The sequence below is a fragment of the Hydrogenophaga taeniospiralis genome (assembly GCF_020510445.1).
Classification (GTDB): domain Bacteria; phylum Pseudomonadota; class Gammaproteobacteria; order Burkholderiales; family Burkholderiaceae_C; genus Hydrogenophaga.
In genome coordinates this window covers 345,846-372,306 of record NZ_JAHBAG010000001.1, presented here as the reverse complement: position 1 = coordinate 372,306, position 26,461 = coordinate 345,846, and the positions used below count along the sequence as shown (strand labels likewise).

Genomic DNA, 26,461 nt, shown 5'->3' with positions numbered 1-26,461 from the left:
AACAGCACATCAAGGACAGAGGGTATGGATCAGATCCAATCGATACGCGTGTTCGCGCGGGTGGTGGAGGCCGGCACCTTCACAAAAGCGGCGGAATCGCTGAATCTGCCCAAGGGCACGGTCACCAAGCTCGTGCAGCACCTGGAGGCACGCCTGAAGGTCAAACTGCTCAACCGCACCACACGCCGCGTGACCGTCACGCCCGACGGCGCGGCCTACTACGAGCGCACGGTGCGCGTGCTCAACGACCTCGACGACATCGAGGCCAGCATGACCAACGCCCAGGCCAGCCCCAGCGGGCGCCTGCGCGTGGACGTGGGCAGCTCGGTGGCGCGCGAGATCATCATCCCCGCGCTGGCCGACTTCTTCCGCCGCTTCCCCGACATCCAGCTCGACCTGGGCGTGTCCGACCGGTCCGTGGACCTGCTGGCCGACAACGTGGACTGCGTGCTTCGCGGGGGTGAGCTGCTGGACCAGTCGCTCGTGGCCCGGCGCGTGGCCAACGTGTCGCTGATCGCGGTGGCCTCGCCGGCCTACTTGCGGGCGCATGGCACGCCCACCCACCCGGAACAGCTGGAGCGTGAGCACACCATGGTGAACCACTTCTCCACCCGCAACGGACGGCCTTACCCGAACGAGTTCGAGAAGGACGGCCAGACGCTGGAGATTTCAGGCCGCTACAGGCTCTCGTTGAACGAAAACAACGCGGTGACGGCGGCGGTGCTGGCGGGTCTGGGTGTCGCGCAGATGGCCTCCTTCACGGCCCTGCCCTTGATCGAGCGCGGCGAGCTGGTGCGGGTGCTGGGCGACTGGACCTGCATGACGATTCCGCTGTACGTGGTGTACCCACCCAACCGGCACCTGAGTGCAAAGGTGCGGGCCTTCGTGGAGTGGGTGGCGGAGCTGCTGGCGCGACACCCCCTGATGGCGCGTTGACGCGACCGGCCGGGGGCCGATCCAGAAGCGCCCCGGCAGCGGTGCCGACGCCGTCCTCGTGGCGGGCGAACCGATGACCGACGATCAGCGCCGGGGGACCCGTGGCGCCGGGCGGTGCGGCCTTGAGCCTACCACCTGCCGCATCGTGGCGAGCACGGTGCCGATCATCCAGGCGGCCAGCCGTTCGGGCCAGGGGCCGGTCGAGCGGCTGGGCGCGGTCCCCGGTCGCCGCTCCGTCACCTGGTCGAACCCGAGGGTGTGAAGCCGCTGGCGCTCGACCGCGCTCAGCGCCGAGCCATCGGCCAGCAACACCTCCAGCGTGCGCACACCCCGCTCGCGCAAGGCCGCGGCCAGGGGCACGAGCTCGGCGCGCGACGGGCGCCAGAACACCGCTTCGCGCGCGCGCCGCAGCGCCCCGAGCTGGACCACCGCGTGGTCTGCGAGCGGCAGCGACGCGGCCCATGCGTTGCCCGGCGCCACCAAGGCCCAGCGCGTCTGGCGCGGCATCCCCCCGAAACGGCGCGTCGTGAGTACCGTGAACTCGGCGTGCGGTCCGCAGGTGCGCAGCGCATGCAGCAGGGCGCCACCCGCGCCCGCCACCAGCACCCGCCGTGGCGGCGTGCCCGGCCGGGGCCTCATCCGGCGAACGGCGCGGCCAGGGCGAACCACACGCCCAGCGCCACCGAGATGATGAAGGCTCCGTCCAGCAGACCCGCGAGCAGGAAGACCTTGGGTTGCATGGCTTCCATCATTTCGGGCTGCCGCGCCGAGGCCTCCAGGTACTTGCTGGCCATGATGCCGATGCCAACGCAGGAACCGAGGGCGCCGAGGCCGATCATGTGACCGACGGCGAGGGGAAGGCTGCTGAGGTCTGCCATGTGAAGCTCCTTTCTGTTGCGATGGCTTCACTGTGGCGGAGCAGCGACGGGAAATCCATGACCTCGCAGGTCATGCCGCTGGCGAGGGCCACCCCAATCCCCCCAGGTGTGGTGACCTCAAACGTCCCGGTTTGAGCTGATCGGGCACAGGGGGCAACGCCGGCGCCGTCGGCACACTCAACACAGGCCAGCCTGGTCGCGCTTCGAGAACGACTCGTCGCGCCCGAAGTGAGCGGCTGTGCCCGACCCGTAGCCGACCTTGGCCTCGCCAGCAGACGTTCGAAGGTCAGGTCAGCAAAGCGCGGTGGGCGGCCAGCGCACGGCGAGAAAGCGGACCGAACGCCCCCTGTTTGGATACAGAAGTGACGCATTCGCGCAGGTGTCGATGGGCTGGGTCCACCTCGTCTCTTGGGTGCCACGCCTGCACGACCTGTTCGGAAGGGACAGCAACGGGTAGCTTGAAAATCTCCAGCCCCAGTGCTGGTGCCACGGTACGAGCCAACGGTTCGGGAACGCACGCAACCAACGATGATCGTGCAGCCGCCATCAACGCACCGTACGCGCTGGGTACCGTGAGCACCGGCTTCCTGGCTATGCCCACTTCGCCAAGCAAGATATCGATCGATTCCCGAATTTGCCCGCGTTGGGTGATGGCGACATGCTGCTGCGATGCGAACCGCTTTGGCGTGATGCCTGTTTTGAGAAGCGGGTGGCCTGCCTTGACGACGCCAACGATGTGCTGTTCGTAGAGCAAAGAGGTTCGGATCTCAGGTCCACGGTCGACGAGGGCTCCCACGTCCAAATCAATCCGCCCTTCACGCAATGCCGAGGCATCGCTCTCACTCTCGGGCACGAAACGCAATCTCACCAGCGGGATTTCTTCTCGCATCGCTTCGAGCAACGCCGCTCCATAGACGATGCCCATGCCTTCGGGGGCACGCACCGTAAATTCCCGCTCAATCATGGCCAAAGGCACGCCGTGCCCAGACTGCATCAAGTCGCGGGCTTCGGCCACGAGCCGTCGCACGGGCTCACGCAACGCGTTGGCACGCGGCGTGGGGATGAGTTTGCGACCAGCTCGAACGAGAATTGGATCACCAAGGGCCTCGCGAATTCTTGCCAGCGTATGGCTCATGGCCGGCGCGCTCAGGTGCATTCGTTGCGCCGCACCGCTAACGCTACCGGTGCTTAACAAGGCATCCAAGGCTGTCAGGAGATTTAGATCCATGAGTTCATTTCCTGCAGGTATTTCCTTCAAAGAGTGCACTGTACAGAATTGTTCTGGCACTTGAAACTCGCGTTTGTTGGCGATCAATTGTTGGGCTGCAACCTCCCTGAACCGCAGAGAGCGTGGCTTGCCTGCACTGATCGCCCCCACCAAACTTGGAGAAACCTGTTGAACCCATCGACTGCCAGCCGTACAGCACTTGCCACCTCGCTCATGCGGGCGGTTCACTCACGCTGCGACCCTGCTCCACTTCTGGACGATACCTGGGGCGACCGGCTTGTTCCAGAGTCCGCGCAGGCTGCTTTTCGTCAGCGCGCCATGGACCGCATGTACGCAACGGTGCCGGGCCAGATGCCGGAGGGTGACAGTCTCGATGTGGCGTTGCGATCAAATGCGGCCTATGCGGACGTGATCCTTCGGTCTCGATACGCAGAAGACGCGCTCAAGGAGGCGGTGGCGCGTGGCATCGAGCAGTACGTCATCGTCGGTGCCGGATTTGACAGCTTCATGTGCCGGCGCCCCGACTGGGCAAACAACCTGACGATCTATGAAGTCGATCATCCCGCGACGCAGCGGCTGAAGCGTCATCGCCTCACCGCCTGCAAGGTCTCGGTGCCGAGCTCTGTACAGTTCGTAGAGGCGGACTTGGCGATGGAGGCGCTCGGAACGGCCCTGACGCGATCCTCTTTTCGGACAGATCGTCCGACTTTTTTCTCGTGGCTCGGTGTCACCATGTACCTAACTCGAGAAGCAAACCTGAACGCCCTTCGCGCTATCGCGTCGTGCACATCGGTAGCCAGTGAACTGGTTTTCACCTACGTCGACGAGGCAGCCCTGAACCCCGGCCACGCGGCCGACGAGTCGTTTCGCAGGCTCAAGGCTGAAGTCTCGGCTGCTGGGGAGACATTCCTGTCTGGGTTCGACCCCAGCACCCTGAAGGATCTGCTTCTCGAAACCGGGCTGCTCCTGCTGGAGGATCTGGACGGAAATCAGGCGGTCGCTCGTTACGACGCTGCAGGGCAGAACGCCTTCCGGTCGGCTGCAGCTGCGCACATCGCTCACGTGCGTGGGATAGCCCCTGGTACGGCCGCTTAGGCGGGCGCCTGGGCTCGTATTTCAGCGCCCGGGTTGAATGTCGGGTAGTGTGACTTCTGCCTGCCACGATGGTCCCGGGTTGACCCATCCCGGTCCTTCGTAGGTTCGGACAGTATGGCCACTGAGTCGAGTTTTCGGTCTGACTCGGCCGAACGATGAATTCACTGGGCCTGCTGCTTTGCAGTCGTTTGATCACCAGCGTGTTTGGTGTTGGCAAAGGCATACTACGTTCACCGCAGGGAGTGCAGGAAGAATGATGAAACTTCAAACCGCAACAGTGATAGCCGGATCAGAGATTTCTGCTGGAGATGGTCTGTCCGGAGCGATGCGCTGCGTCATCGTGCTACCAGATGGCACGCGACGAGCTGCGATTCTTAAACGAGGACCGGTGGGCGAAATTGCAGCTGAGGCTTTTGCCGCCTTAGTGCTCAGTGCATGGGGGCTACCAGTGCCCGAGCCATTCTTGGTCGATGAGACGACAGGTCCTGCTTTTGCCAGCTCCGATGTCGGGTACCCGAATCTGAAGAAGCGCCTTGCATTGGACTCACTACCGAATGGACCTGCAAAGGATGCGGCTACACGTATCGCTGTTCAGCTTGCAATTCAGTTGCCGACAACACCTTTGGCCGCAGTAGTTGATGAGGCAATCGACAACCGAGACCGAAACCTCGGGAACATCCTGTGGGATGGTCAGGCGGAAGCGTGGATTGACCATGCTTTAGCGCTTGGCGAACACCCAATTGACTATCCAGATCGCAACAAGCTGTGCGACATGGCGCAGATGGTTGGAGATCATGATCGTGTTAGCCGAGCTGCTGTTGGACAAGCTCTGGCAGTTGGGTCAGCCCCTCTGGTCTCGGCCAGTGACGCAATGCCAGCCAACCTGCGACACAAAGACTATGCTGCCTACGTCGCTGCTCGCCTGTCCAATCTTGCCATTCGTCTTCTTGACCGATTCCCTAAGCCAGCGGATCTTCTGACAAATGCAAACCAACAACCCTAATTCGCTGGCAGTAGCACCTCGCTGCGCTTGGAGACCGCTCTTTTGGGAGCCGGTGGCAGGAACTGGCGAGCGCTTGATGGTCGGTCTCGTTCATGATTTTGGCGGCGAAACTGGCACTGCCCGAATCATTCGTGATGACGTCTTAGATGCGTTGTACGGGAAGGCCGCAGACGGAGTGCGTAGGCTGCTTGAACAAGCGTTCCAGATGTATCTTGCTGCTGCGAACGCGAGTAGCTTGGGTGATGTTGGCGTCAGCATGATGGGGCTACACGCTGGTGACCTCAGAGAGACTGAAGTCCGCTCTTTAACCGAATTGCTGCACGTCGCGGCATTGCTTTACAGCAGCTTGGCGAACATGGACAAGTTGGACGAGCTTGACGAAGCCGACGCTCCGCAACAGGAGGATGTCAATCGACGTTTTAGTACGGAAGTTCGTAGTGGCGTTGCCGCTATTCGGCCCGATCTGTCAGTGAATTTTGGCAAAGGTGGGAGACTGGTCCCTGGGGGGCAAATGGTGAAGTTCGGATACTTCAGTCCTACGGCGGTACTTCACTTTACGGTCTTGAATGCGGTAAGGCAGGCTGCCGGAGTTCGTGATGCGCGTGCCCGCCTCTTCGAACTTCAACGTGCTCGTGACGTTGCCGGTATTGGCAATGCTGCTTTGATCGCGGCAGTCCCGAGGGACGACGACCCAACTCTGGGACCAAAGCAACGAGAGCAGCTCAAACTAAATAGAGCGGAAATTGAGAGCGAGGCTGATGCCGTCAAGATGCGCTGGTTTGCGGTTTCCACCGTTCCGGCGGCTGTTGCTCATGTGATTGAAATGGTGGAGTAGGTTGGCTCTGCACACCAATTTTGTGGCCACGGTTGGCGTTTGACTGTCGACACTTCAAGCCAAATGGCAGCAGGTCAGCGCCTTGATCAACCTTTGGTCTTGATGAAATGAGATTCCGTTCCTGGCCGACAGTGTGCAGCCATGCAGAGTCCCGCGAGCTGACATACGGCGATTGCACCGGGGAGGTGAGCGGCGCTTGCTGATCCCCGGAAGTGGGCGCCCTGCGAGACGTCCCGGCGCCACCTGCCTGCCGGCCGACAACTTACGCGAGACGCCCGCTGTGACGCGGGGTACGTCCAGGGGTGGCGTCGCCCCCGCCACTCAAGCCTTGACTTCGACCACCGGTTCGAAGCCGCCGAAGATCATGCGTTTGCCGTCGAAGGGCATGGGCGGGTTGCCGGGTGTGGACGGATCCATGCGTGGGTCTTCCATCATCTTCTTCATGGCGGCGTCGCGCGTGGCCTTGTCCGGCCATTCGACCCACGAAAAAGCCACCGTCTCCTCGGCCGTGGCCTGGACGGCACGGCGGAAGTCGGTGACCTTGCCGTCGGGGACGTCGTCGCCCCAACCCTCGATCACGCGAATCGCGCCCAGCTCGATGAATAGCGAATCGAAATGTCGCGCGTGCTCGATGAATTTTTTCTTGTTTGCAGTGGGAACCGCGATCACGAAACCATCGATGTATGACATGTCTTCTCTCCTGTTGGGTTGATCCGTCGGCGCGCCAGCGTGAAGGCGCCCCGTATCCCATCGACGAACGACAGGGAGCCAAATCGACATGGCTTGCCCGGCAGGAGGACACGCGCCCTGTGGCGGCGCTGGAGCAGTGCCGCTGCAGCGTGTCTGCCAGGTCGGCCGCCGCTGCGCCCTTGGCATAGACCCCTTGGCCCCGCAGGTCGCGCCGGAATAACGCGAGCGCTGCCTTTCAACAATACCCGCGCCCAGCCAAAGTCAGCCTCAATAGGTCGGTTTTCACGTTGTGAGAATGCGGTGACTGACTTTGTGGTCTGCGTTCAAGGCCATGCCGCCGGCCCGCAGTCTGAAACCCGGATGTAACTGGTTTCACCGATAATTGAAACCAAATTACAAGGCCACCGCCCGTTTCATCGGACGGTGGTCGTTTTTCCGTCCAAACCGCCCAGGAGACATGCATGCCCCAACGCGCCACCAAAATCGTCGCCACCCTCGGTCCCGCTTCGAGCGATCCGGCCCTGCTGGAGGCCATGATCCGCGCCGGGGTGAACGTGGTGCGGCTCAATTTCTCGCACGGCACCGCGCAGGACCACATCGACCGCGCCACCCTGGTGCGCGAGGCGGCCCAGCGCGCCGGGCGCGAGGTCGGCATCATGGCCGACCTGCAGGGCCCCAAGATCCGCGTGGGCAAGTTCGCCGCCGGCAAGGTGATGCTGGAGCCGGGGCAGCCCTTCGTGCTCGACGCTTCGCGCACCGAGCCCGGTGACATCGACGGCGTGGGCCTGGACTACAAGGAACTGCCGCGCGACGTGAGGGCCGGCGACACCCTGCTGCTCAACGACGGGCTGATCGTGATGACGGTGAACAAGGTGGTCGGCCCGGCGGTGCACACCACCGTGAAGCTCGGCGGCGAGTTGTCCAACAACAAGGGCATCAACAAGCAGGGCGGCGGCCTGACCGCGCCGGCCCTGACCGCCAAGGACATGGAAGACATCAAGACCGCCATGGGCCTGAAGGCCGACTACGTGGCGGTGAGTTTCCCCAAGAACGCGACCGACATGGAGCTGGCGCGCCAGCTCTGCAACGTGGCCGGCGAGGCCGCGGGCCACAAGCCGGCGCTCATCGCCAAGATCGAGCGCGCCGAGGCCATTCCCGAGCTGGCCAACATCCTCAAGGTGTCCGACGGCATCATGGTCGCGCGCGGTGATCTGGCGGTGGAGGTGGGCAACGCGTCCGTGCCCGGTCTGCAGAAGCACATGATCCGACTGGCGCGCGAGATGGATAAGGTGGTGATCACCGCCACGCAGATGATGGAGTCCATGATCGTCAACCCGGTGCCCACGCGTGCCGAGGTGAGCGACGTGGCCAACGCCGTGCTCGACGGCACCGACGCCGTGATGCTCAGCGCCGAGACCGCCGCCGGCAAGTACCCGCTGGAAACCGTGCGCGAGATGGCCAACATCTGCCAGGAGGCCGAGAAGGCCGAGTACGCCGAACTCAGCGCCGACTTCAAGGGCAAGACCTTCAAGCGCATCGACCAGTCCATCGCCATGGGCGCGCTCTTCACCGCCCACCACCTGGGCGCCAAGGCCATCGTGGCGCTGACCGAATCGGGTTCGACCGCGTTGTGGATGAGCCGGCACAACGTGCGCATGCCGATCTACGCCGTCACCTCCAGCCTCACGGCGCAGCGCAAGATGACGCTCTACCGCAACGTGCGCCCCCTGCTCATGGACACCAGCGCCGACCGCGACACCGCCCTGGCCGACGCCGAAGCGCACTTGAAAAACAAGGGCATCGTGCAAAGCGGCGACGTGTACGCCATCACCGTGGGCGAGCCCATGGGCCAGCCCGGCGGTACTAACACCCTGAAGATCTGTCGCGCGGTGTAAGGCGTCCCCCGCGCAGGGGGTGACTCTTCTAATCCAGCCGGAACGACACCCCCGTCACGAACATCGCGTCGCCCTTCTTGATGTCGGGGCCGGGCTTGCTGTCGTGGCGGTAGCTCAACCCCGCTGTGACGTTCATCGCTTCGGTCATCGCCACGGTCAGGCCGGTGTCGAGCACGGCGCGGTACCGGCCCGATTCGCGCAGGTCCGGGTACAGGCTGAACTTCTGGCGCAGGCTGGTGGTGTCGGTCAGCCGGTGGCTGGACTCTTCCGCCAACACCAGCTCCAGCCGGCCGTAGGTGCCGCGCGGGGTGCCTCTGATGTCGGTGGGGGTGACGTAGCGGTCGTGCGAATAGCCCAGACCGACGGACACGTCGAAGTAGCCACGGTCTTCGCGCCAGACGTGGCGCCCCAGGCCGCTGGCCAGCGAATACCGGGCCGCGATGTTGGCCAGCTTGTCGCGCAGTGTCTCGCCCGAACCGAAGCCGAACCAGTCGGGCGACAGATCGCGGTCGTACTGGGTGCGCAGGCCGTAGCGCTCGGTGGTCGCCACACCCGCGTTCTGCGCCCGGTCGGCCTTGGCGCTCCAGGTCCATTTGTCGTCGGGGGACTGCTGGGCGCCCTCTGCCGCCAGGTTCATCGAGCCGGCCTTGTTGTTGCCGGACGAGACGTTGGCGCCGGCCGTCAGCAGGTAGCGCCACTGCCCATCGGGGATGAGCGTGACCTGGGCTTGCGAGAGCGTCGGCGCGAGCAGCGCTGCGGCAGACGTCAGCGCCGCGATCAGGGTGCGACATGGCATGGATGCTTCCTTCCTCTTCCAGTTTGTATTCGAACAGGAAGGGGTCATGGTTCCGGGGCCGCAGTTCCCCAGAGTTTTGTGACGAATGGTGTCTGCGCGGTGCGCGTGCATACCGTTACGACCGGAGCGCTCATGGCCGACCGCACGGGCGGTAAAATTCCCCCGAGTTACAGACCGGTTACCAACTTTGCCTTAGGGGATTTTTCATGGCTCTCGTTTCCATGCGCGAACTGCTCGACCACGCCGCCGCCAACGGCTACGGCATTCCGGCGTTCAACGTCAACAACCTCGAACAGGTTCAGGCCGTCATGGCCGCGGCCGATGAGGTCGGCGCGCCCGTCATCCTGCAAGCCTCGGCCGGCGCCCGCAAGTACGCGGGTGAAGCCTTCATCAAACACCTGATCCAGGCCGCTGCCGAGATGTATCCGCACATCCCGATGGTGATGCACCAGGACCACGGCACCAGCGTCAAGGTCTGCGAAGGCGCCATCGGCCTGGGCTTCGGCTCGGTGATGATGGACGGCTCGCTGATGGAAGACGGCAAGACGCCCGCCAGCTTCGACTACAACGTCGACGTGACCCGCAAGGTCGTCGAAATGGCGCACAGGAGCGGCGTCACCGTGGAAGGCGAACTCGGCTGCCTGGGCAACCTGGAAACCGGTGACGCCGGCGAAGAAGACGGTATCGGCGCCGAAGGCAAGCTGGACCATTCCCAGATGCTGACCGACCCCGAAGAGGCCGCCACCTTCGTCAAGGCCACCCAGCTCGACGCCCTGGCCATCGCCATCGGCACCAGCCACGGCGCCTACAAGTTCAGCCGCCCGCCCACCGGCGACATCCTGGCCATCAGCCGCGTGAAAGAGATTCACGCCCGCATCCCCAACACCCACCTGGTGATGCACGGCTCGTCCAGCGTGCCGCCGGAGCTGCGCGCCATCATCAACCAGTACGGCGGTGCGATGAAGGAAACCTATGGCGTGCCGGTCAAGGAGATCCAGGAAGCCATCAAGCACGGCGTGCGCAAGATCAACATCGACACCGACATCCGCATGGCCATGACCGGCGCGGTGCGCAAGTTCCTGGCCGAAAACCCCGAGAAGTTCGACGCCCGAGAATGGCTCAAGCCCGCCCGCGAAGCCGCCAAGGCCGTGTGCAAGGCGCGCTACCTGGAATTCGGCTGCGAAGGCCAGGGCAGCAAGATCAAGGGCGAACGCTTAAGCGTGATGGCCGCGAAGTACGCCCAGGGTGAGCTGGCGCAGAAAGTGGTTTGAGCCCCCACGCCCCACCGCTGCGCGGGTCGCTGCCCCTGGACCGGGGCGGGACCCGGTCCATGCCGGCTCCGGGGGCTGATTCGGTTTGGAGCGGCCCGGCGCCGGATCGTCTGACCCCACGACCGACCTGCGATAATCGCCCGGAATGGTTCGGAGCCCGTTGACTGTTCGGTCACCGGGCTTTTTTCTTGGCTGTCACTCTTCTGCGCCCGATCATGACTTCCGCCCTCCACACCTCCGCCCTGAACTCCCTGCCCCTGCTCGCGCGCGGCAAGGTGCGCGACAACTACGCCGTGGGCGACGACCGCATCCTCATGGTGGCGTCCGACCGCATCAGCGCCTTCGACGTGATCATGGGCGAGCCGATCCCCGGCAAGGGCCGGCTGCTCACCAAACTCTCGCTGTTCTGGTTTGACCAGCTCGGCCCCAAGGGCCTGAACATCTGCCCGATCCACCTCACCGGTGAGGCGCCCGAGAGCGTGGTGTCGCCCGCCGAGGTGCCGCAGGTCGAAGGCCGTTCCATGCTGGTGCAGCGCCTCAAGCCGATCCCGGTCGAGGCCGTGGTGCGCGGCTACCTGGCCGGCAGCGGCTGGAAGGAATACCAGGAAAGCCGCTCGGTCTGTGGCGTGCCGCTGCCCGAGGGGCTGATGAACGCTTCCAAGCTGCCCGAGCCGATCTACACGCCGGCGGCCAAGGCGGCGATGGGCGAGCACGACGAGAACATCACCTTCGAGCAGACCGTGGCCATGATCGGCCCCGAGCTGGCCGCGCAGATCCGCGATGTGTCGATCGCGCTGTACAAGGCCGCGGCCGAGATCGCGCTCAAGAAGGGCATCATCATCGCGGACACCAAGTTCGAGTTCGGTCTGGACAAGGCCGGCAAGCTGGTGCTGATGGACGAGGTGCTCACACCCGACAGCTCGCGCTACTGGCCGCTGGAGAGCTATGTGGTGGGCCAGAACCCGCCCAGCTACGACAAGCAGTTCCTGCGCGACTGGCTGGAGACCGCCCAGGTCGGCGGCAAGCCCTGGGACAAGACGCCGCCCTCGCCGCGCCTGCCCAAGGAGGTGATCGAGAAAACCTCGGCCAAGTACCAGGAAGCGCTGACGAGGCTGATGGGCTGAGCGTTCCCAACAAGGGTGTTATGCCTCTGATGGCCCAAGCGTGACCTGAACGGCCCCTTGTGGGGCAGGTCAGTTTCGCTTTTTTTTGGGCGCGATTGGTCGCTTCACGAAGGTATTTTCCTTCCGGTCACCCCGGGCGCACTTGATAAACCCGAAATACACTGGCCCGGCCATCTCTGTTACCGAAGGAGAGCCAACAATCTTCGCGCAGGGCGAAACACTTGTCGGAGTTCAGGGAACCCCTGCGCTCGAGCTGGACTGGGCCGAGAAGTTTTTCAAGAAGCCGTAAACCCGCGCACGGGCCAAGCAAACCTCGCCTCGACTCTCAGTCCCCAGCAGCAATCGCCTTGAGCCTGCTCTGCAGGTAGGGCGCCACTTCGTTGGAGTCGTAGAAGTCATGCATCACCTCCTCCTCGGAGAACCGCTGACGGGCTTCCTCGTAATAGGGGGTCTGCACGCGCCGCATGAAGTCAACCAGTTCATCCAGGTCGCCGACGACTCGGGGGGATTGGCCCTGCGCCGTCTTGAGCGGCCCGATGCTCAGAATCGACAACAACTTCGCAAGGCCGTCGGTTCCCACGTAGTCCCGCAGCGCTGCGGAAAGGTTGGCTCTTCTGTCGTCGCACTTTCCCTGATGAATTATCTTGAATCCATAGGGGGCGCCGCTTTTGGCGGGATCGTGCCACGTGACATAGCCCTCGTCGACGGACTCGATTGGCTCGCCACAGACGTCACAGCGCCATTTGGTCAAAGGTTTGAGTGTGGAGGCTTCCATGTGTGAGGGTCCTTTGTTGGTTGGAGTGAAGAATCGGTCAAAGCCCCGAGAGCGTTAGAACGTTGCCCGCCATGTCCACAGTGGCTATGGCTTGGTTGGTCACAACTGCGCCAAATCCGTTGGTCCCTCGGTAGGTTGTGACCACGGTAATTGAGCCGGCACCGACGGTGTATCCGGTTTCGACGTGCTCATAGCTCTTCGGATTTTTCATCCGGGCCTTCAGTGCTGCTTCGACATTGCGATGGGAGCCGTCCCACCCTGAGAACTGGCCCTTGATGCTGGCTTCGAGGGCAGCCTGCTCCGCAGCCCTCGCCGCGGCTTGCCTCTCCGCTTCCAAGGCAGCGGTGACCTCTTTGAGCTTCCCCTGGTACCGCGCGAAGCTGCCGGGCTCTTCCTGCATCAGCGTCTTGTAGATTTGCGCTCTGCGGGCGAGGGGAACCGCTGCTTCGTTGTCGAGTTCCAGTCGCATCACAGCCATGTCCGCACGGCTCTTCAGCCGGGCGAGGTCGGGGTCCTTGCTAACGCCGATGTACTTGGTCGCCAGCGCGGCAGCCTCTCTCGGCTGATTCGATGTCAGTAGGCTTTCCACCTGTCCAAGAATCTGCGCCTTGTCACTCGCATACTCATCGGTTAGCCTGCGTTTCGCGCTCGCCGCTCGCTCCGCGGCTTCTTGCAGGCGGATGGCTTCTTTTTCCGCCTCAACGCCGGAGGCGTGCTGGCCAAAGAGCCCCGCCTGGAACATCGCCAAGACAAACGCCACTCCGAGGCTCCACTTGGGCCCGGGCAGGTAGCGCTCACGGGGGTCAACCTTGTTGCGAAGGGGCGGCAGCAGCAACCCCAGCATCGGCGCCAGTACCAGAAGTGGCAGCCAGCCGCCGGTTGAAAGCACCCCTGAAACGGAAATAAGGACCGCCAGGGCAGCAGCGGCATAAAGCGCGACAACCCAAAGGATGTGCGTTTTGGCGTTTGACATCGATTCGTCCTCCCTTTGCATACCAGCTTATCAGAGCTACGAGCGCCTCTCGGGGGCGCAGGGGCTACGAGCTGCGCCAAATTGAGGCGTCCTGCACGGAGGGGCCGAGGCGTTCTCTACGTGGTGGCATTTCCCAAGGGGTAGGAGGTGGAGTCTCTGGCGGTACCTCGGGCCGTTTGACCCGGATTCAGGTGAGCGGTCAGGTCGGCCTTCCTGGCAAAGGCTGCCCGGAAGGTAATCGACTCAGGCCGGGGACCCCCTTGCGCCACGAGGAGCCCCTGGGCCGCCCAGTTCCGCAGCAGCAAGTGGAGCACGGCCGCCGGCCTGGAAAACCCGTTGAGGGAGACCGGCCCACCCAGGGAGCCGATGCGGTCGGGCATAGCAAGCGCCGCCCATTCGGCTACTTCTGTGGCGGTGAATGGCTCGCGGTGCAGCCCCCACTTCATGAAAACCACCGGCTGCCACGAGTAGCCGTGATGTTCGAAGGGCCCTGAGCAGCGCCCCTCCAGCCTCTGTGTGAAGTAGGCGGGAAGCCTTTTGGGGTCCAGGCCTAGTTGAACGCACGAAATTGCAGCGCGGTCTTCTTTGGCTAGGCTGCCAAGCCACGCTTGATTCGATTCGGCCGAGTGCTCCTGTGCACTTCGCTGCCCCAGCGCTGCCTTGGCCCAGACTATGCGCCTTGCCACCAAGTCGAGTTTCTTTGAAGCAGGGGGTTGGGGTGACGGCTCCGGCAAGGGGTTCGAAGACGGCCGCCACGCCTTGTTGGCCCAGGTGATGTCACCTCGGGCGCGCGAGAGAATCGTGGTCACCCAGTGGGAATGAAGCCACGTCCACCGCCGTGAGTCCGCCAGAACAGCGTCTAGCTCATCTGCACCGATACCCGTCGCTGGAAGGTCAGACACGTCCAGCTCCAGGCTCTTGCTGAACTGCTTCTTCAGCTTGGTGACCTTTTCTTCGTCGACCGCATGGGTTAACTTCACCTCTATCGCGATTGTTTCGCCGGTGGCGAGTTTGTAGACGACATCGGGCTGAATCCCGTCCGACCAGACCTCCGCCCGTCCAGACTCGACATCTACGGTCGTAGCGGGAATCCGAACTGGCACCGGCCATTGCCGGCCCAGCTCCAGGACATGGTGGTCCTCCTTGAGGTCGGGCAAAGTAATCGTTTTCCGGCGTGCAAGCGAGTCTCGGACGTACGCATGGAGAAGCGACATCGGCTGCGGGTTACAGGCCAGGTCGCTCGCCTTGTGCTGGAAGTGCCAGCTCTGCTTGGCCCCCAGGTGCGCCGCCAGCTCGCGCTTGCAATCCCGACAGACGCACCTGCATGCAAGACCTCTGTCATCTGGTTCGTGGAGGTTTCCGACGTAGACCATCGCTCCGTCACGAATGCCATAGCTGAATTGAACTCCCATTGAAGGATGGTAGAGCCATGCGGAGGGCGGCTCAAGCTGTTGGCTATACGCCTACGTCGAAACACATCAGAAATCTCCCATGGCACGTAGGCACTCCCGCGACGAATCCGGTCTTGAACTACTCTTTGACATCGCAGCTCTGCTCCCCTGGCAGGTTGGGGCAATCCTCGCTCTGCTGGCCTTCTCTGTGCTCCACTGGTACGCGGGAACCGAGCCCCCGGTCCTGGACATGAAAAATCCTGCGGACTCGCTGACTTTCATGTTCGGCAACGTCAGCCGCCAAGTTGCCGGCTTCTTGCAATACCTGCTTCCGGTCGTTCTGCTTTTGGGGTCCAGCGTGTCGTTCTTTCGGCGCTGGCGCCAAAAGGATATCCATGCCCGAGTAGCAGCAGACCCAACCTCTTCGGAGGTGTCCAAGCTGAACTGGGCGGAATTTGAAGGCCTGGTGGTGGAAGCATTCCGGCGGAAAGGCTGCCGTGTGGTCGAACGAGGTGGCGCCGGTCCCGACGGCGAAGTTGACCTGGAGCCGTACCTCGGCAAGGACAAGTACCTGGTGCAGTGCAAGCACTGGCGCACCTACCAGGTGGGCGTGGCGATTGTCCGGGAGCTGTACGGCGTCATGGCCGCAGAGGGTGCTGTCGGCGGGTTCGTGGTCGCCTCCGGAGAGTTCACGGCGGACACCGAAGCCTTCGCCGAGGGCCGGTCTATCAAACTGGTGGATTCCCGGACCCTCAAGAAGCTTGTGGGTGCGCCAAGCCCGACTCCGGTGACGTCAGCGCCCGCGCAAACCACGCCCGCTTGCCCGGTTTGCGGCGGCTCGATGGTCAAGCGACCCTCCAAACGAGGAGCCAACGCCGGCGGCGAGTTCTGGGGTGCTCCCAGTACCCCAAATGTCGCGGCACTTGTCAGTGACCGTGAAAGTTCGCCCGAATTCGCTTCGGACGGCCCACGCAGAAGCCCCACTGAGCGGGGCTTTCTAATTTTTTTGAGGCGCCCGCCAAAGAGGGGCTAACTCATTGATATTTAAGAGTTTTGGCCATCAGAGGCATAACACCCCCCAACAACAAAAAAACCCGGGCAAGCCCGGGTTTTTTTGTTGTGGTGTCGGCGGGTCGCGTCAAAGGTTCACCGGCATCCCGCTGCGCAGCGACTGAGTGAGGGCCTGGCCGATGCGGGTGGCCTCGGTGGCGTCGTTCAATGTGAGCGGGTTCGGCCGTTCGCCCCGGCAGGCCGCCACGAAGGCTTCCATCTCCAGCCGGAAGGCGTCGCCGAAGCGCGCGAAGAAGTCGGGCAGGGCGCGGTGGCCCACGCCGCAGGCGTCGCGGTACTGCACGCGGCTCAGGTGCGCGCCCATGCCCACCTGCAGCGTGCCGGTGGTGCCGATCACCTCGGTGGTGGTTTCGTGGCCGTGCGGCATGGTGCGGCTGGCGTAGAACACGGCTCGCGCGCCACCTTCGAACTCCACGATGCCCAGGCCGTTGTCCACGTCGCCGTGCTCGGCCAGCGCGGGGTGCAGGGCGATACTGCCGCTGGCGAAGGCGCGGGTGGCCCTGGGGTTGCCGAGCATCCAGCGCGCCAGGTCGATGTCGTGCACGCTGCAGTCCATGAAGATGCCGCCCGACGAGCCGGCAAAGCGCACGAAGAAGCCCGATTCGTCGTTCTGGTCGCAGGTCTGCGAGCGCACCAGGAAGGGCCTGCCCAGGTCGCCGCTGTCGATGGCGGCCTTGGCTTCGGCGTAGCTCGGGTCGAAACGGCGCACGAAGCCCACCATGGCGACCAGCTGTGGAAAGTCCCGCGCCACGGCTTCGACGGCCTCGCAGGTGGCCACGTCCAGCGACAGCGGTTTCTCGACGAAGACGTGTTTGCCCGCGCGCAGGCAGGCGATGGTCTGGTCGGCGTGCAGCGTGGTCGGCGTCACGAGCACGACGGCGTGAATGTCGGCATCGGCCAGCATCGCGTCGAGCGTGCCGTGGCAGCGGCCCACGCCCAGCTCGTTGCGCGCCCAGTCGAGTTCGGCGGCCACCGGGCTGCAGGCGGCCACCAGGCGCGCGCCCGGGGTGTGGCGGGCGAGTTGTTCGGCGTGGCGTTTGCCCAGACGGCCGAGGCCGGCGATGCCGACGTTGAGTGTTGGAATGCTCATGACAGTCCTTGAGAGTGAAGGGCTTGCGTCTCTGCTCCAGCGCACGCCGTGGAACTGGCTTTGCCAGGCCACTGGCGTGGTCCCCCTCCGGGGGAAGCCGCGAAGCGGCGCAAGGGGGGTTACATCGTCACGGGCTGGCCCGTGGTGGCGCTCTGCGTCGCGGCATCGGCCAGCTTCTGCGCCAGCACGCCGTCCTGCACGGTGGTCTTGAACGGCTGGCCGCTTTGCAGGCAGGCGAAGAAGTGTTCGATCTCCAGCCGGTAGGCGGCGGCGTAGCGCTGCAGGAAGAAGGCCTCGGGCTTGTCGGCCTGGATGCCGCCCACGCCCCAGTGCTTCACCTCGGTGGGTGTGTGGTTGCCACACTGCAGCAGACCGGCCGAGCCCAGCACCTCGAAGCGCTGGTCGTAGCCGTAGGCGGCGCGGCGCGTGGTGTTGATCTGGCACAGCCGGCCTTTGCGGGTGCGGATGGTGACGGCGGTGCAGTCGAAGTCGCCCGCGGCGCCCACGGCCGGGTCGGTCAGCACCGAGCCGGTGGCGCTCAGCCAAGCGGCCTCGTCGCCGTCGGCGCACAGGATCCAGCGGAACACGTCGAAGTCGTGGATCAGCATGTCGCGGAAGATGCCGCCCGACTGCTTGATGTACTCCACCGGCGGGGCGCCCGGGTCGCGGCTGGTGATCACCAGCATTTCGGGGTTGCCGATCTCGCCCGCGTCCATGCGGCGGCGGGCCTCGTTGAAGGTGGGGTCGAAGCGGCGCTGGAAGCCGATCATGCAGCCCACGCCGGCAGCGGCTACGGCCTGGGCCACGGCCTCGGCGCGCGACACGGAAAGGTCCACCGGCTTCTCGCAGAAGATGTGTTTGCCGGCCGCGGCGGCGCGCGCGATCAGGTCGCTGTGGGTGGTGGTGGGTGAGCAGATGGCCACCGCGTCGACGGACGGGTCGGCGAACACCGTGTCGATGTTGGCGACCTGGGCGCCCAGGGTCTGGGCCAGGTCGGCGGCGGCAGACGGCACGGCGTCGCAGACGTACTTGAGCTGCACGCCTGGCTGGGCGGCGAGGTTGGTGGCGTGGATGCGGCCAATGCGGCCGGCGCCAAAAACAGCAACGTTCTTCATATGGGGAGGGTTGGTTGAGGGTGGAGGAAAACGGATCAACGCGACGCGGCACCGCTGGGCTTGTATTCGAGTTCGAGCCGGTAGGCCAGGGCGATGAACAGGCACTGCGCCAGGGCCATGGTGCTGGAGAGCGCGCGAAAGCCGAACACCGCGCTTTCCTGCACCACCAGCGCCACGTCGGCCATCTGGGCCAGCGCGCCGACGCGGCTGTCGGTGATGGCGATCACCGGCACGCCGGCGTTGGCGGCCTGCCGCACCACGCCCATGGTTTCTTCGGCGTAGGGGGCGAAACTCACCGCGACCATCACATCGCCCTGGCGCAGGCCGCGCAGCTGGCCGCTGTGCATGGCGCCGGTGAAGTCCACCAACTGCACCGGCTTGTCGGTGTGCTGCAGGGCGTAGGCCAGGTAGGTGGCCACCGGGAAGGCGCGGCGCGCGCCCGCCACCCAGAGCGAGGGCGCGTGGGCCAGCAGGTCCACCGCGCGGTCAATGGGCAGGTCGGGCAATTGGCGGCGCAGCTCTTCGAGACCGGCCACGGCCCCGCCCACGAACTCCTGGGCGATGCCGGTGCTGTCCAGCGGGTGGTCGCTGCGCGCCACGGCTTCGCGGATGCGGTTCTGGTAGCTGCGGCTGGGGGCGATCTGGGTGGAGAGGCCGGCGCGAAACAGGGCCTGCATCTCCGAGAAGCCCGAGAAACCGAAATGTTTGGCAAAACGCACCACGGCCGAGGGCTGCACGCCGCAGTGGTCGGCGATGTCCTGGATGCGTTCCAGCCCCACGTGGTCGCGGTGTTGCTCGATGTAGGCGCCGATGAGCTTGAGCTGGCGGCTGAGCTGCCCGTGCTCGCGCACCAGGCGTTGCAGGAACTCGTCCACCGGGGTGAGCGGCTTGGCTGGGGTCATGGTGTGGGGTGGCGTGAAAGGCAGGATGAAGGGCGCCGCTGCGGTGGAACGAACTGTAGCCGAGAAATGGAAAAATAGAAAAAAACTTTCATTAGGGAAAACATCTAGAACAAATATTCCTTTTCGGTTTTAACATCCGCCCGTGCCACCGTTTGGCTGGGTCTTGCCCGCCCCTGACGGCACGCTGGCTTTCGCTTCCCCAACCCGACAACCGACTGGAGACAACATGAACGCTTCATCCCTGCGCCCCGTGCTCAAGACCCTGGCCTTGGCTGCCCTGCTGGCCGCCGGCGCCGCCCACGCCGAGGGCCGCTACATCCTCATCAGCCACGCCCCGGATTCGGACTCGTGGTGGAACACCATCAAGAACTCCGTCAAGCAGGCGGGCGAGGACTACGGTGTGACGGTCGAGTACCGCAACCCGGCCAACGGTGACCTGGCCGACATGGCCCGCCTGATCGAGCAGGCCGCGGCGCAGAACGTGGACGGTGTGATCACCACCATCGCCGACTTCAACGTGCTGCAGGGCGCGCTCAAGAAGGTCACCGACAAGAAAATTCCGCTGATCACCATCAACTCCGGTACCACGGCCCAGAGCGAAAAACTCGGCGCCATCATGCACGTGGGCCAGCCCGAGTACGAAGCCGGCAAGGGCGCGGGCGAGCGCGCAAAGGCCGCGGGCGTGAAGAGCTTTCTGTGCGTGAACCACTACGCCACCAACCCGGCCTCGTTCGACCGCTGCCGCGGTTTTGCCGAAGCCATCGGCGCCGACTTCAAGAAGAGCACCATCGACTCCGGCGACGACCCGACCACCGTCGAGTCCAAGGTCAGCGCCTACCTGCGCCAGAACGGCGGTACCCAGGCCGTGCTGGCCCTGGGCCCGACCTCGGCCCACCCCACGCTCAAGGCGCTGGAAAAGAGCGGCCAGGCCGGCAAGATGTGGTTCGCCACCTTTGACCTGTCCGACGAGATCGGCAAGGGCATCAAGAGCGGCACGATCCAGTTCGGCATCGACCAGCAGCCCTACCTGCAGGGCTACATCCCGGTGGCGGTGATGGCCTCCATGAAGGCCATGAAGACGAGCGACATCAAGAAGGTGTCCGAATCCATCCAGGCCAACGCCAAGACCCAGGCCCGCTTCAAAGAGTACGGCCTGGCACCGGCCTTCGGCGCGCGCCACATCGGCTCCGGCCCGGGCTTCGTGACCAAGGACACCCTGCCCAAGGTGGAGAAGTACGCCGGTCAGTACCGCTGATCTTGCAGGTGGGCTGGCGTCACCTTCTGTGGTGCCGGCCCGCTGTCTGGTGACATGCATCCGAGGAAATCTGAAATGGCAAGTGCAAACCTGAGCGGCACGCCCGCCCATCTGCCGGGCGACGAGCGCATGCGCGAAGTCGGCCTGGTCCGCAAGCTGCTCGCGCGTCCCGAGTTCGGTGCCATGGCGGGCACCCTGCTCGTGGTGGCGATCTTCGTGATGGCCGCGGGCGATTCGGGCATGTTCAATGCCGAGGGCTCCGTCAACTGGGGCACCGTGGCGGCGTTCCTGGGCATCATCGCCGTGGGCGCGGCCCTGCTGATGATCGCGGGCGAGTTCGACCTGTCGGTCGGCTCCATGATCGGCTTCGCCGGCATGATGGTGGCGATCCCGATTCTGGAGTGGGGCTGGGCACCGAGCCTGGCCGTGCTGTTCGCCTTTGCCTGCGCCATGGCGCTGGGCTGGCTCAACGGCTGGCTGGTGATCAAGACGGGGCTGCCCAGCTTCATCGTCACGCTGGCGTTCTTTTTCATCCTGCGCGGCCTGTCGCTCGCCGTGGCGGTGCTGCTGACCGGCAAGACCATCCTCTCCAGCAGCGGCGACGTGGTGCTGCACGAGGCCATGATGGCCGACCCCATCGTCAACGCCCTGTTCCATGGCCATGTGCTCACCGGCCTGTTCGATGCGCTGTCCGCAGCGGGCTGGATGGCGGCGCGCGACGACGGCACCGCGCTGGCGATTGGCGTGCCCAAGGTGGTGGTGTGGTGGCTGCTGCTCACGGCGGTGGGCGCCTTCGTGCTGGCCCGTACCCGCGCGGGCAACTGGATCCTGTCGGTGGGTGGCGACGCCAACGCCGCCAAGAACGTGGGCATCCCGGTGGCCAGGGTCAAGATCGGCTTGTTCATGTTCACCGCCTTCTGCGCCACGCTGTTCGCGGTGCTGCAGGTGGCCGACGCCGGCTCGGCGGCCGCCGACCGGGGCCTGCAGAAAGAGTTTGAAGCCATCATCGCGGCCGTCATCGGTGGCTGCCTGCTCACCGGCGGCTACGGCTCGGTGATCGGCGCGGCGTTCGGCGCGCTGATCTTCGGCATGGTGCAGATCGGCATTGGCTACACCAGCATCGACAACAACTGGTACCGCGTGTTCCTGGGCGTGATGCTGCTGATCGCCGTGCTGTTCAACAACTACATCCGGCGTCGCTATGCGATGGGCAGAACGTGAACACCCCCTGCGCTGAGCCGGACGTGCCCCCCCGCGCCGCCTTCGGCGTCACCCCCCCAGGGGGGCGCCACTGGCAGCCCGGCGAAGCCGGTTCTGCGGTGGCCTTGGGTGGGCGTTGCTTCGTGGCACCCCGTTTACCGATTTTCTGAAGGAACATCTTGTGAGTGACTACATCCTTCAACTCGAAGACATCTCCAAGTTCTTCGGCCCCGTCATCGCGCTCAACGGCGTGACGCTGCGGCTGAAAAAGGGCGAGGTGCACTGCCTGCTGGGCGACAACGGCGCGGGCAAGTCCACGCTGATCAAGACGCTGGCCGGTGTGCACCTGCCCGACAAGGGCCAGTACCTGGTCGACGGCCAGGAGGTGCGCCTGCGCTCGCCGCGCGACGCGCTGGACGCGGGCGTTGCCACTGTGTACCAGGACCTGGCGCTGGTGCCGCTGATGAGCGTGGCGCGCAACTTCTTCATGGGCCGCGAGCCGGTGCGCAAGCTCTTCGGCGTGCTGCCGGTGATGGACCATTCCACGGCCGAGCGCATCTCGGTGGAGAAGCTCAGCGAGATGGGCATCCGCGTGCGCGACGCGGGGCAGATGGTGGGCACCATGTCGGGCGGTGAAAAGCAGTGCCTGGCCATCGCACGCGCCATCCACTTCGGCGCCCGCGTGCTGATCCTGGACGAACCCACCGCAGCGCTCGGCGTGAAGCAGAGCGCCAACGTGCTCAAGCTCATCGTCAAGGCGCGGGCACGCGGCATCTCGGTCATCTTCATCACCCACAACGCCAACCACGCCTACCCGGTGGGCGACAGTTTCACCCTGCTCAACCGGGGCAAGTCCATGGGCACCTACGCCAAGGCCGACATCACCAAGGAAGCGCTGCTGGACATGATGGCCGGCGGCGCCGAGATGGCGACGCTGATGGAAGACCTGGAAGGAGTGACCATCTGATGCCCAAGCTCTCATTCCCGCAGGGGCGCACGCACGACCTGGCCTGCCTGGGCCGCCTAGCGGTGGACCTCTACGCACAACAGTTCGGCAGCCGCTTGGAAGATGCGCGCAGCATGGCCAAGTACCTGGGTGGCAGCTCGGCCAACCTGGCCTTTGGCGTGGCCCGCCTGGGGCTGCGCAGCGCCATGATCTCGCGCGTGGGCAACGAGCAGATGGGCCGCTTCCTCACCGAAACGCTGCGGCAGGAAGGCTGCGACGTGAGCCAGGTGCAGGTGGACCCCGAGCGCCTGACCGCCCTGGTGCTGCTGGGCATCAAGGACCGCGACACCTTCCCGCTGCTGTTCGTGCGCGAGAACTGCGCCGACATGGCCATCGACGCGGCGGCCATCAGCGAAGACTTTGTTGCCCAGTGCCGCGCGCTGGCCATCACCGGCACGCACCTGTCCACCGAGGGCACGCGCGCCGCCGCCCACAAGGCGCTGCAGGCCGCGCGCCGCCACGGCACCGTGACCGTGCTCGACATCGACTACCGCCCCGTGCTGTGGGGGCTCACCTCGCGCGGCGCGGGCGAGAACCGCTACGTGGCCGACGCCGGCGTGACGCGCCAGCTGCAGGCCTCGCTGCCGTTGTTCGACCTGCTGGTGGGCACCGAAGAAGAGTTCTTCATCGCCGGCGGCGTGGCCGACGACCTCATCGCCAGCCTGCGCGCCGTGCGCGCGCTGTGCCCGTTGGCCACGCTGGTGGTCAAGCGCGGTGCCCTGGGCTGCTGCGTGATCGAAGGTGAGGTGCCCGACGACATCGACGCTGCGCCCACCTACCGCGGTGAGCGCGTGGAGGTGCTCAACGTGCTGGGCGCGGGCGACGCGTTTCTGTCGGGCCTGATGGCCAGCCTGCTGCAGGGCAAGGACTGGGCCGAGTCCACCCGCGTGGCCAACGCCTGCGGCGCCATCGTGGTCTCGCGCCACGCCTGCTCCTCCGCCATGCCCACCCCGGCCGAGCTGGCGCACTGGTTCGGCGGCAGCCGCAACCCGAAGGTGGACGCCGACGAGCAGCTGGCCCACTTGCACCGCGTGACCGCCGCCCGCCCCAGCTGGAGCGAGCTGTGCGTGATGGCCTTCGACCACCGCAGCCAGTTCTACGACATCGCGCGCGCCGCCGGCGCGGCCGAATCGCGCATTCCCGCGTTGAAGAAGCTGCTGGTGCAGGCGGCCGAACAGGTCGAGCGCAGCCGTCAGCTGCAGGGCCACGTCGGCGTGCTGATCGACGGCGGCGACTACGGGCGCGACGCCCTGGCCAGCGCCACCGGGCGCGGCTGGTGGGTGGGCCGTCCGGTCGAGCTGCCCGGCTCGCGCCCGCTGCGCTTCGACGGCACGCGCTCGGTGGGCAGCGCGCTGATGCACTGGCCGACCGAGCAGGTCGTCAAGTGCCTGGTGCACTACCACCCGGACGATCACTTCGAACTGCGCCTGCAGCAGGAACAGACCGTGCTGGAACTGTGGGAAGCCACGCGCGAGAGCGGCAACGAGCTGCTGCTGGAGATCATTCCCCCGAAGGCGCTGACGCCCGAGGGCACGGCCGACGCCGCCGTGCTGCGCGCCGTCAAACGCTTCTACAACCTGGGCGTGAAGCCCGAGTGGTGGAAGCTCGCGCCCATGCAGGCGCAGGGCTGGCGCGAGCTGGAGGCCCTCATCAGCGAGCGCGACCGCCATTGCCGCGGCGCCGTCATCCTGGGCCTGAACCAGCCGCTGGCGTTTCTGGCCGCCAGTTTTGCCAACGCCACCAACCCCATCGTCAAAGGCTTCATGGTTGGTCGTACCCTGTGGGCCGATGCGTCCCTGAAATGGTTCAAGGGCGAGATCGACGACGCGGCCTTGGTGGACGAAGTCGCCCGCAACTTCGCGGTGCTGGTGGATGCGTGGAGAAGCCGTCACACTGCCCAACGCGCCGCAGCTTGACACGACAGAACCTATGAAAACCGTACGACTCACGATGGCGCAGGCGCTGGTGAAACACCTGGCTGCCCTGCGGATGGAGGTGGAGCACCTCGACGGCCACACTTCCATCGAGCCCTATTGCGGCGGCGTGTTCACCATCTTCGGCCACGGCAACGTGGCCGGGCTGGGGGAGGCCCTGGCGGCCGAACGCGACCACCTCACCACCTACCGCGCGCACAACGAACAGACCATGGCGCACGCCGCCATCGCGTTCAGCAAGGCCCAGTTCCGCCAGCGCATCATGGCCGTGTCCACCAGCATCGGACCGGGCGCGACCAACATGGTCACGGCGGCTGCGGTGGCGCACGTCAACCGCCTGCCGGTGCTGCTGCTGCCCGGTGACGTGTTCGCCACCCGCCGGCCCGACCCGGTGCTGCAGCAGATCGAAAGTTTCGGCCAGGGCGATATCAGCGCCAGCGACTGCTTCCGCCCGGTCACGCGCTACTTCGACCGCCTCACGCGACCCGAGCACATCCTCACCGCGTTGCCGCGCGCGATTCAGACGATGACGGACCCGGCCAACTGCGGCCCGGCCTGCCTCTCGCTGCCGCAGGACGTGCAGGCCATGGCCTTCGACTGCCCCGAGGATTTCCTGAGCCCCGGCGTGCTGCGTTTCCGCCGTCCGCCGGCGGACGAGCGCGAACTGGCCCACTCCGTCGCCCTGTTGCGCAGTGCGAAGCGTCCGCTGATCGTGGCCGGGGGCGGCGTGCTCTACAGCCAGGCCTGGGCCGCGCTGCGCGCCTTTGTTGACGCCCACGGCGTGCCCGTGGTCGAGTCGCACGGCGGCAAGAGCAGCCTGCCCTGGGACCACCCGCTCAACCTGGGCGCCATCGGCGTGGACGGCGTGTCCTGGGCCAACGACATGGCGCGCGAGGCGGATGTGGTGTTTGCCGTCGGCACCCGCCTGCAGGACTTCACCACCGGCTCGCACGCCCTGTTCCCACGGGCGAAATTGCTGAGCCTGAACGTGCAGCCCTACGACGCCGGCAAGTGGAGCGGCGCCGCCCTGGTGGCCGATGCGCGCGTGGGTCTGGGCCAGCTCGAAGCGGGTCTGGCCGGCTGGGCCGCCGAACCCGCCTGGACGGCGCGCGCACAGCAGCAGGCCGCAGCCGCCAACGCCCGCATCACCGAACTGACCACGAACGTGCCCAAGGACGTGCTGCCCTACGACGCCGAGGTCATCGGCGCGGTGCGCGACTCGGCCGCCGAGCTGGGGCTGGACAGCGGTAAACACGACGTGGCCCTGTGCGCCGCAGGCACCTTGCCCGCCGAGCTGCACAAGCTCTGGCGCGCCAGCCTGCCCGGCAACTACCACATGGAATACGGCTACTCCTGTATGGGCTACGAGGTGGCCGGCGGCCTGGGCGTGAAGATGGCCCGGCCCGAGCAGGAATCCATCGTGCTGGTGGGCGACGGCTCCTACATGATGGCCAACTCCGAGCTGGCCACCTCGGTGCTGCTGGGCCAGAAGATCATCGTGGTGATCCTGGACAACCGGGGCTACGGCTGCATCCAGCGCCTGCAGACGGCGACCGGCAGCCCGGCGTTCAACAACCTGCTCGACGACTGCGTGCCCGAAGGCGGCGAGCGCAGCACCATCGACTTCGCCATGCACGCGCGCGCCATGGGCGCCGACGCGGTGCACGTCCAGGACGTGGCCGAACTCAAGGCCGCCATGGTCAAGGCCCGCCAGGCCAAGCGCACCCAGGTGATCGTGATCGACACCACCCACACCCGCACCACCGATGGCGGCTGCTGGTGGGAAGTGGCGATCCCCGAGGTGTCGCAGCGGGCCGAAGTGCGCGAAGCCCATGCCCGCAACAGCGATGCCCAGAAACAGCAGCGCATATGAAAACGCCTCCCCCCGCGCCGCTTCGCGTCACCCCCAGGGGCCACGCCCTTGGGCCGGCAGAGCCGGACCTTCGGCGTGTGCTGGTCAAAACCCTGTGATTCTCTGAAACCTGTATTGAGGAAAAC

The 26,461-nt window shown here is 65.3% G+C and carries 24 protein-coding genes; 13 read left to right on the top strand and 11 right to left on the bottom strand.

Annotated features, from left to right (window positions below; genetic code table 11):
- The first annotated feature begins 24 nt into the window (after window positions 1-24).
- Window positions 25-936: a LysR family transcriptional regulator gene (locus KIH07_RS01730; RefSeq protein WP_226490310.1), complete on the top strand. Its 912-nt coding sequence runs from the start codon at window positions 25-27 to the stop codon at window positions 934-936.
- Between the two features lie 84 nt (window positions 937-1,020).
- Here the strand turns inward: KIH07_RS01730 and KIH07_RS01725 are convergent, their stop codons facing one another.
- From KIH07_RS01725 to KIH07_RS01715, 3 genes are all read right to left on the bottom strand, one after another.
- Window positions 1,021-1,575, bottom strand: coding sequence for a hypothetical protein (locus KIH07_RS01725; protein ID WP_226490309.1), 555 nt, complete (start codon window positions 1,573-1,575; stop codon window positions 1,021-1,023).
- Window positions 1,572-1,814 (bottom strand): F0F1 ATP synthase subunit C, encoded by a 243-nt coding sequence (gene atpE / locus KIH07_RS01720; RefSeq protein WP_068175045.1) that lies wholly within the window; start codon window positions 1,812-1,814, stop codon window positions 1,572-1,574. The genes KIH07_RS01725 and atpE overlap by 4 nt, the downstream gene beginning before the upstream one ends.
- A 286-nt stretch (window positions 1,815-2,100) precedes the next feature.
- Window positions 2,101-3,129, bottom strand: a complete 1,029-nt coding sequence (locus tag KIH07_RS01715; protein ID WP_226490308.1) for a LysR family transcriptional regulator — start codon at window positions 3,127-3,129, stop codon at window positions 2,101-2,103.
- 81 nt (window positions 3,130-3,210) lie between these two features.
- On the opposite strand from KIH07_RS01715, the gene KIH07_RS01710 reads away from it, so the two are divergent.
- The 3 genes from KIH07_RS01710 to KIH07_RS01700 all read left to right on the top strand — a co-directional run bounded on the left by KIH07_RS01710 (window position 3,211) and on the right by KIH07_RS01700 (window position 5,975).
- Window positions 3,211-4,137, top strand: a complete 927-nt coding sequence (locus KIH07_RS01710) for a class I SAM-dependent methyltransferase (protein WP_226490307.1) — start codon at window positions 3,211-3,213, stop codon at window positions 4,135-4,137.
- Between the two features lie 256 nt (window positions 4,138-4,393).
- Window positions 4,394-5,140, top strand: coding sequence for a hypothetical protein (locus tag KIH07_RS01705; protein WP_226490306.1), 747 nt, complete (start codon window positions 4,394-4,396; stop codon window positions 5,138-5,140).
- Window positions 5,121-5,975 carry a hypothetical protein gene (locus KIH07_RS01700; protein WP_226490305.1) on the top strand — a complete coding sequence of 285 codons (855 nt, stop codon included), beginning with the start codon at window positions 5,121-5,123 and terminating at the stop codon, window positions 5,973-5,975. The genes KIH07_RS01705 and KIH07_RS01700 overlap by 20 nt, the downstream gene beginning before the upstream one ends.
- 321 nt (window positions 5,976-6,296) lie before the next feature.
- Here KIH07_RS01700 and KIH07_RS01695 read toward each other — a convergent pair whose 3' ends face one another.
- Complete coding sequence (locus KIH07_RS01695) at window positions 6,297-6,665, bottom strand: DUF1428 domain-containing protein (RefSeq protein ID WP_226490304.1); 369 nt, start codon at window positions 6,663-6,665, stop codon at window positions 6,297-6,299.
- 461 nt (window positions 6,666-7,126) lie between these two features.
- On the opposite strand from KIH07_RS01695, the gene pyk reads away from it, so the two are divergent.
- Window positions 7,127-8,560, top strand: a complete 1,434-nt coding sequence (gene pyk, locus KIH07_RS01690) for a pyruvate kinase (RefSeq protein ID WP_226490303.1) — start codon at window positions 7,127-7,129, stop codon at window positions 8,558-8,560.
- A 28-nt stretch (window positions 8,561-8,588) separates the two neighbouring features.
- Here the strand turns inward: pyk and KIH07_RS01685 are convergent, their stop codons facing one another.
- Entirely contained in the window at window positions 8,589-9,356 is a 768-nt protein-coding gene (locus tag KIH07_RS01685) for a YdiY family protein (RefSeq protein WP_226490302.1), read from the bottom strand.
- A 206-nt stretch (window positions 9,357-9,562) separates the two neighbouring features.
- Here KIH07_RS01685 and fba point away from each other — a divergent pair, with 206 nt between their 5' ends.
- Window positions 9,563-10,627 (top strand): class II fructose-bisphosphate aldolase, encoded by a 1,065-nt coding sequence (fba, locus tag KIH07_RS01680; RefSeq protein WP_226490301.1) that lies wholly within the window; start codon window positions 9,563-9,565, stop codon window positions 10,625-10,627.
- A 215-nt stretch (window positions 10,628-10,842) separates the two neighbouring features.
- A complete protein-coding gene (locus KIH07_RS01675) occupies window positions 10,843-11,751 on the top strand; it encodes a phosphoribosylaminoimidazolesuccinocarboxamide synthase (RefSeq protein WP_226490300.1) in 909 nt (302 codons plus the stop codon).
- A gap of 325 nt (window positions 11,752-12,076) precedes the next feature.
- Here the strand turns inward: KIH07_RS01675 and KIH07_RS01670 are convergent, their stop codons facing one another.
- The 3 genes from KIH07_RS01670 to KIH07_RS01660 form a co-directional block, all read right to left on the bottom strand.
- A complete protein-coding gene (locus KIH07_RS01670; protein ID WP_226490299.1) occupies window positions 12,077-12,526 on the bottom strand; it encodes a hypothetical protein in 450 nt (149 codons plus the stop codon).
- A gap of 37 nt (window positions 12,527-12,563) precedes the next feature.
- Entirely contained in the window at window positions 12,564-13,499 is a 936-nt protein-coding gene (locus tag KIH07_RS01665; protein WP_226490298.1) for a hypothetical protein, read from the bottom strand.
- Window positions 13,500-13,615: 116 nt separating this feature from the next.
- Window positions 13,616-14,872, bottom strand: coding sequence for a hypothetical protein (locus KIH07_RS01660; protein ID WP_226490297.1), 1,257 nt, complete (start codon window positions 14,870-14,872; stop codon window positions 13,616-13,618).
- 118 nt (window positions 14,873-14,990) lie between these two features.
- On the opposite strand from KIH07_RS01660, the gene KIH07_RS01655 reads away from it, so the two are divergent.
- Window positions 14,991-15,923, top strand: a complete 933-nt coding sequence (locus KIH07_RS01655) for a restriction endonuclease (RefSeq protein WP_226490296.1) — start codon at window positions 14,991-14,993, stop codon at window positions 15,921-15,923.
- A gap of 105 nt (window positions 15,924-16,028) precedes the next feature.
- Here KIH07_RS01655 and KIH07_RS01650 read toward each other — a convergent pair whose 3' ends face one another.
- The 3 genes from KIH07_RS01650 to KIH07_RS01640 all read right to left on the bottom strand — a co-directional run bounded on the left by KIH07_RS01650 (window position 16,029) and on the right by KIH07_RS01640 (window position 19,068).
- Window positions 16,029-17,051: a Gfo/Idh/MocA family oxidoreductase gene (locus tag KIH07_RS01650; protein ID WP_226490295.1), complete on the bottom strand. Its 1,023-nt coding sequence runs from the start codon at window positions 17,049-17,051 to the stop codon at window positions 16,029-16,031.
- Between the two features lie 119 nt (window positions 17,052-17,170).
- Window positions 17,171-18,166: an inositol 2-dehydrogenase gene (gene iolG / locus KIH07_RS01645; protein WP_226490294.1), complete on the bottom strand. Its 996-nt coding sequence runs from the start codon at window positions 18,164-18,166 to the stop codon at window positions 17,171-17,173.
- 35 nt (window positions 18,167-18,201) lie between these two features.
- The gene (locus KIH07_RS01640) at window positions 18,202-19,068 is read right to left on the bottom strand and encodes a MurR/RpiR family transcriptional regulator (RefSeq protein WP_226490293.1); all 867 of its coding nucleotides are present in this window, start codon (window positions 19,066-19,068) and stop codon (window positions 18,202-18,204) included.
- A gap of 226 nt (window positions 19,069-19,294) precedes the next feature.
- Here KIH07_RS01640 and KIH07_RS01635 point away from each other — a divergent pair, with 226 nt between their 5' ends.
- The 5 genes from KIH07_RS01635 to iolD all read left to right on the top strand — a co-directional run bounded on the left by KIH07_RS01635 (window position 19,295) and on the right by iolD (window position 26,336).
- On the top strand, window positions 19,295-20,323 hold the full coding sequence (locus KIH07_RS01635; protein ID WP_226490292.1) for a sugar ABC transporter substrate-binding protein: 1,029 nt from the start codon (window positions 19,295-19,297) through the stop codon (window positions 20,321-20,323).
- A 75-nt stretch (window positions 20,324-20,398) separates the two neighbouring features.
- A complete protein-coding gene (locus KIH07_RS01630) occupies window positions 20,399-21,544 on the top strand; it encodes an ABC transporter permease (protein ID WP_226490291.1) in 1,146 nt (381 codons plus the stop codon).
- 160 nt (window positions 21,545-21,704) lie between these two features.
- Window positions 21,705-22,490: an ATP-binding cassette domain-containing protein gene (locus KIH07_RS01625; protein ID WP_226490290.1), complete on the top strand. Its 786-nt coding sequence runs from the start codon at window positions 21,705-21,707 to the stop codon at window positions 22,488-22,490.
- Window positions 22,490-24,445, top strand: coding sequence for a bifunctional 5-dehydro-2-deoxygluconokinase/5-dehydro-2-deoxyphosphogluconate aldolase (locus KIH07_RS01620; protein WP_226490289.1), 1,956 nt, complete (start codon window positions 22,490-22,492; stop codon window positions 24,443-24,445). The genes KIH07_RS01625 and KIH07_RS01620 overlap by 1 nt, the downstream gene beginning before the upstream one ends.
- Before the next feature lie 13 nt (window positions 24,446-24,458).
- Entirely contained in the window at window positions 24,459-26,336 is a 1,878-nt protein-coding gene (gene iolD, locus KIH07_RS01615) for a 3D-(3,5/4)-trihydroxycyclohexane-1,2-dione acylhydrolase (decyclizing) (RefSeq protein ID WP_226490288.1), read from the top strand.
- The last annotated feature ends 125 nt before the right edge of the window (window positions 26,337-26,461 follow it).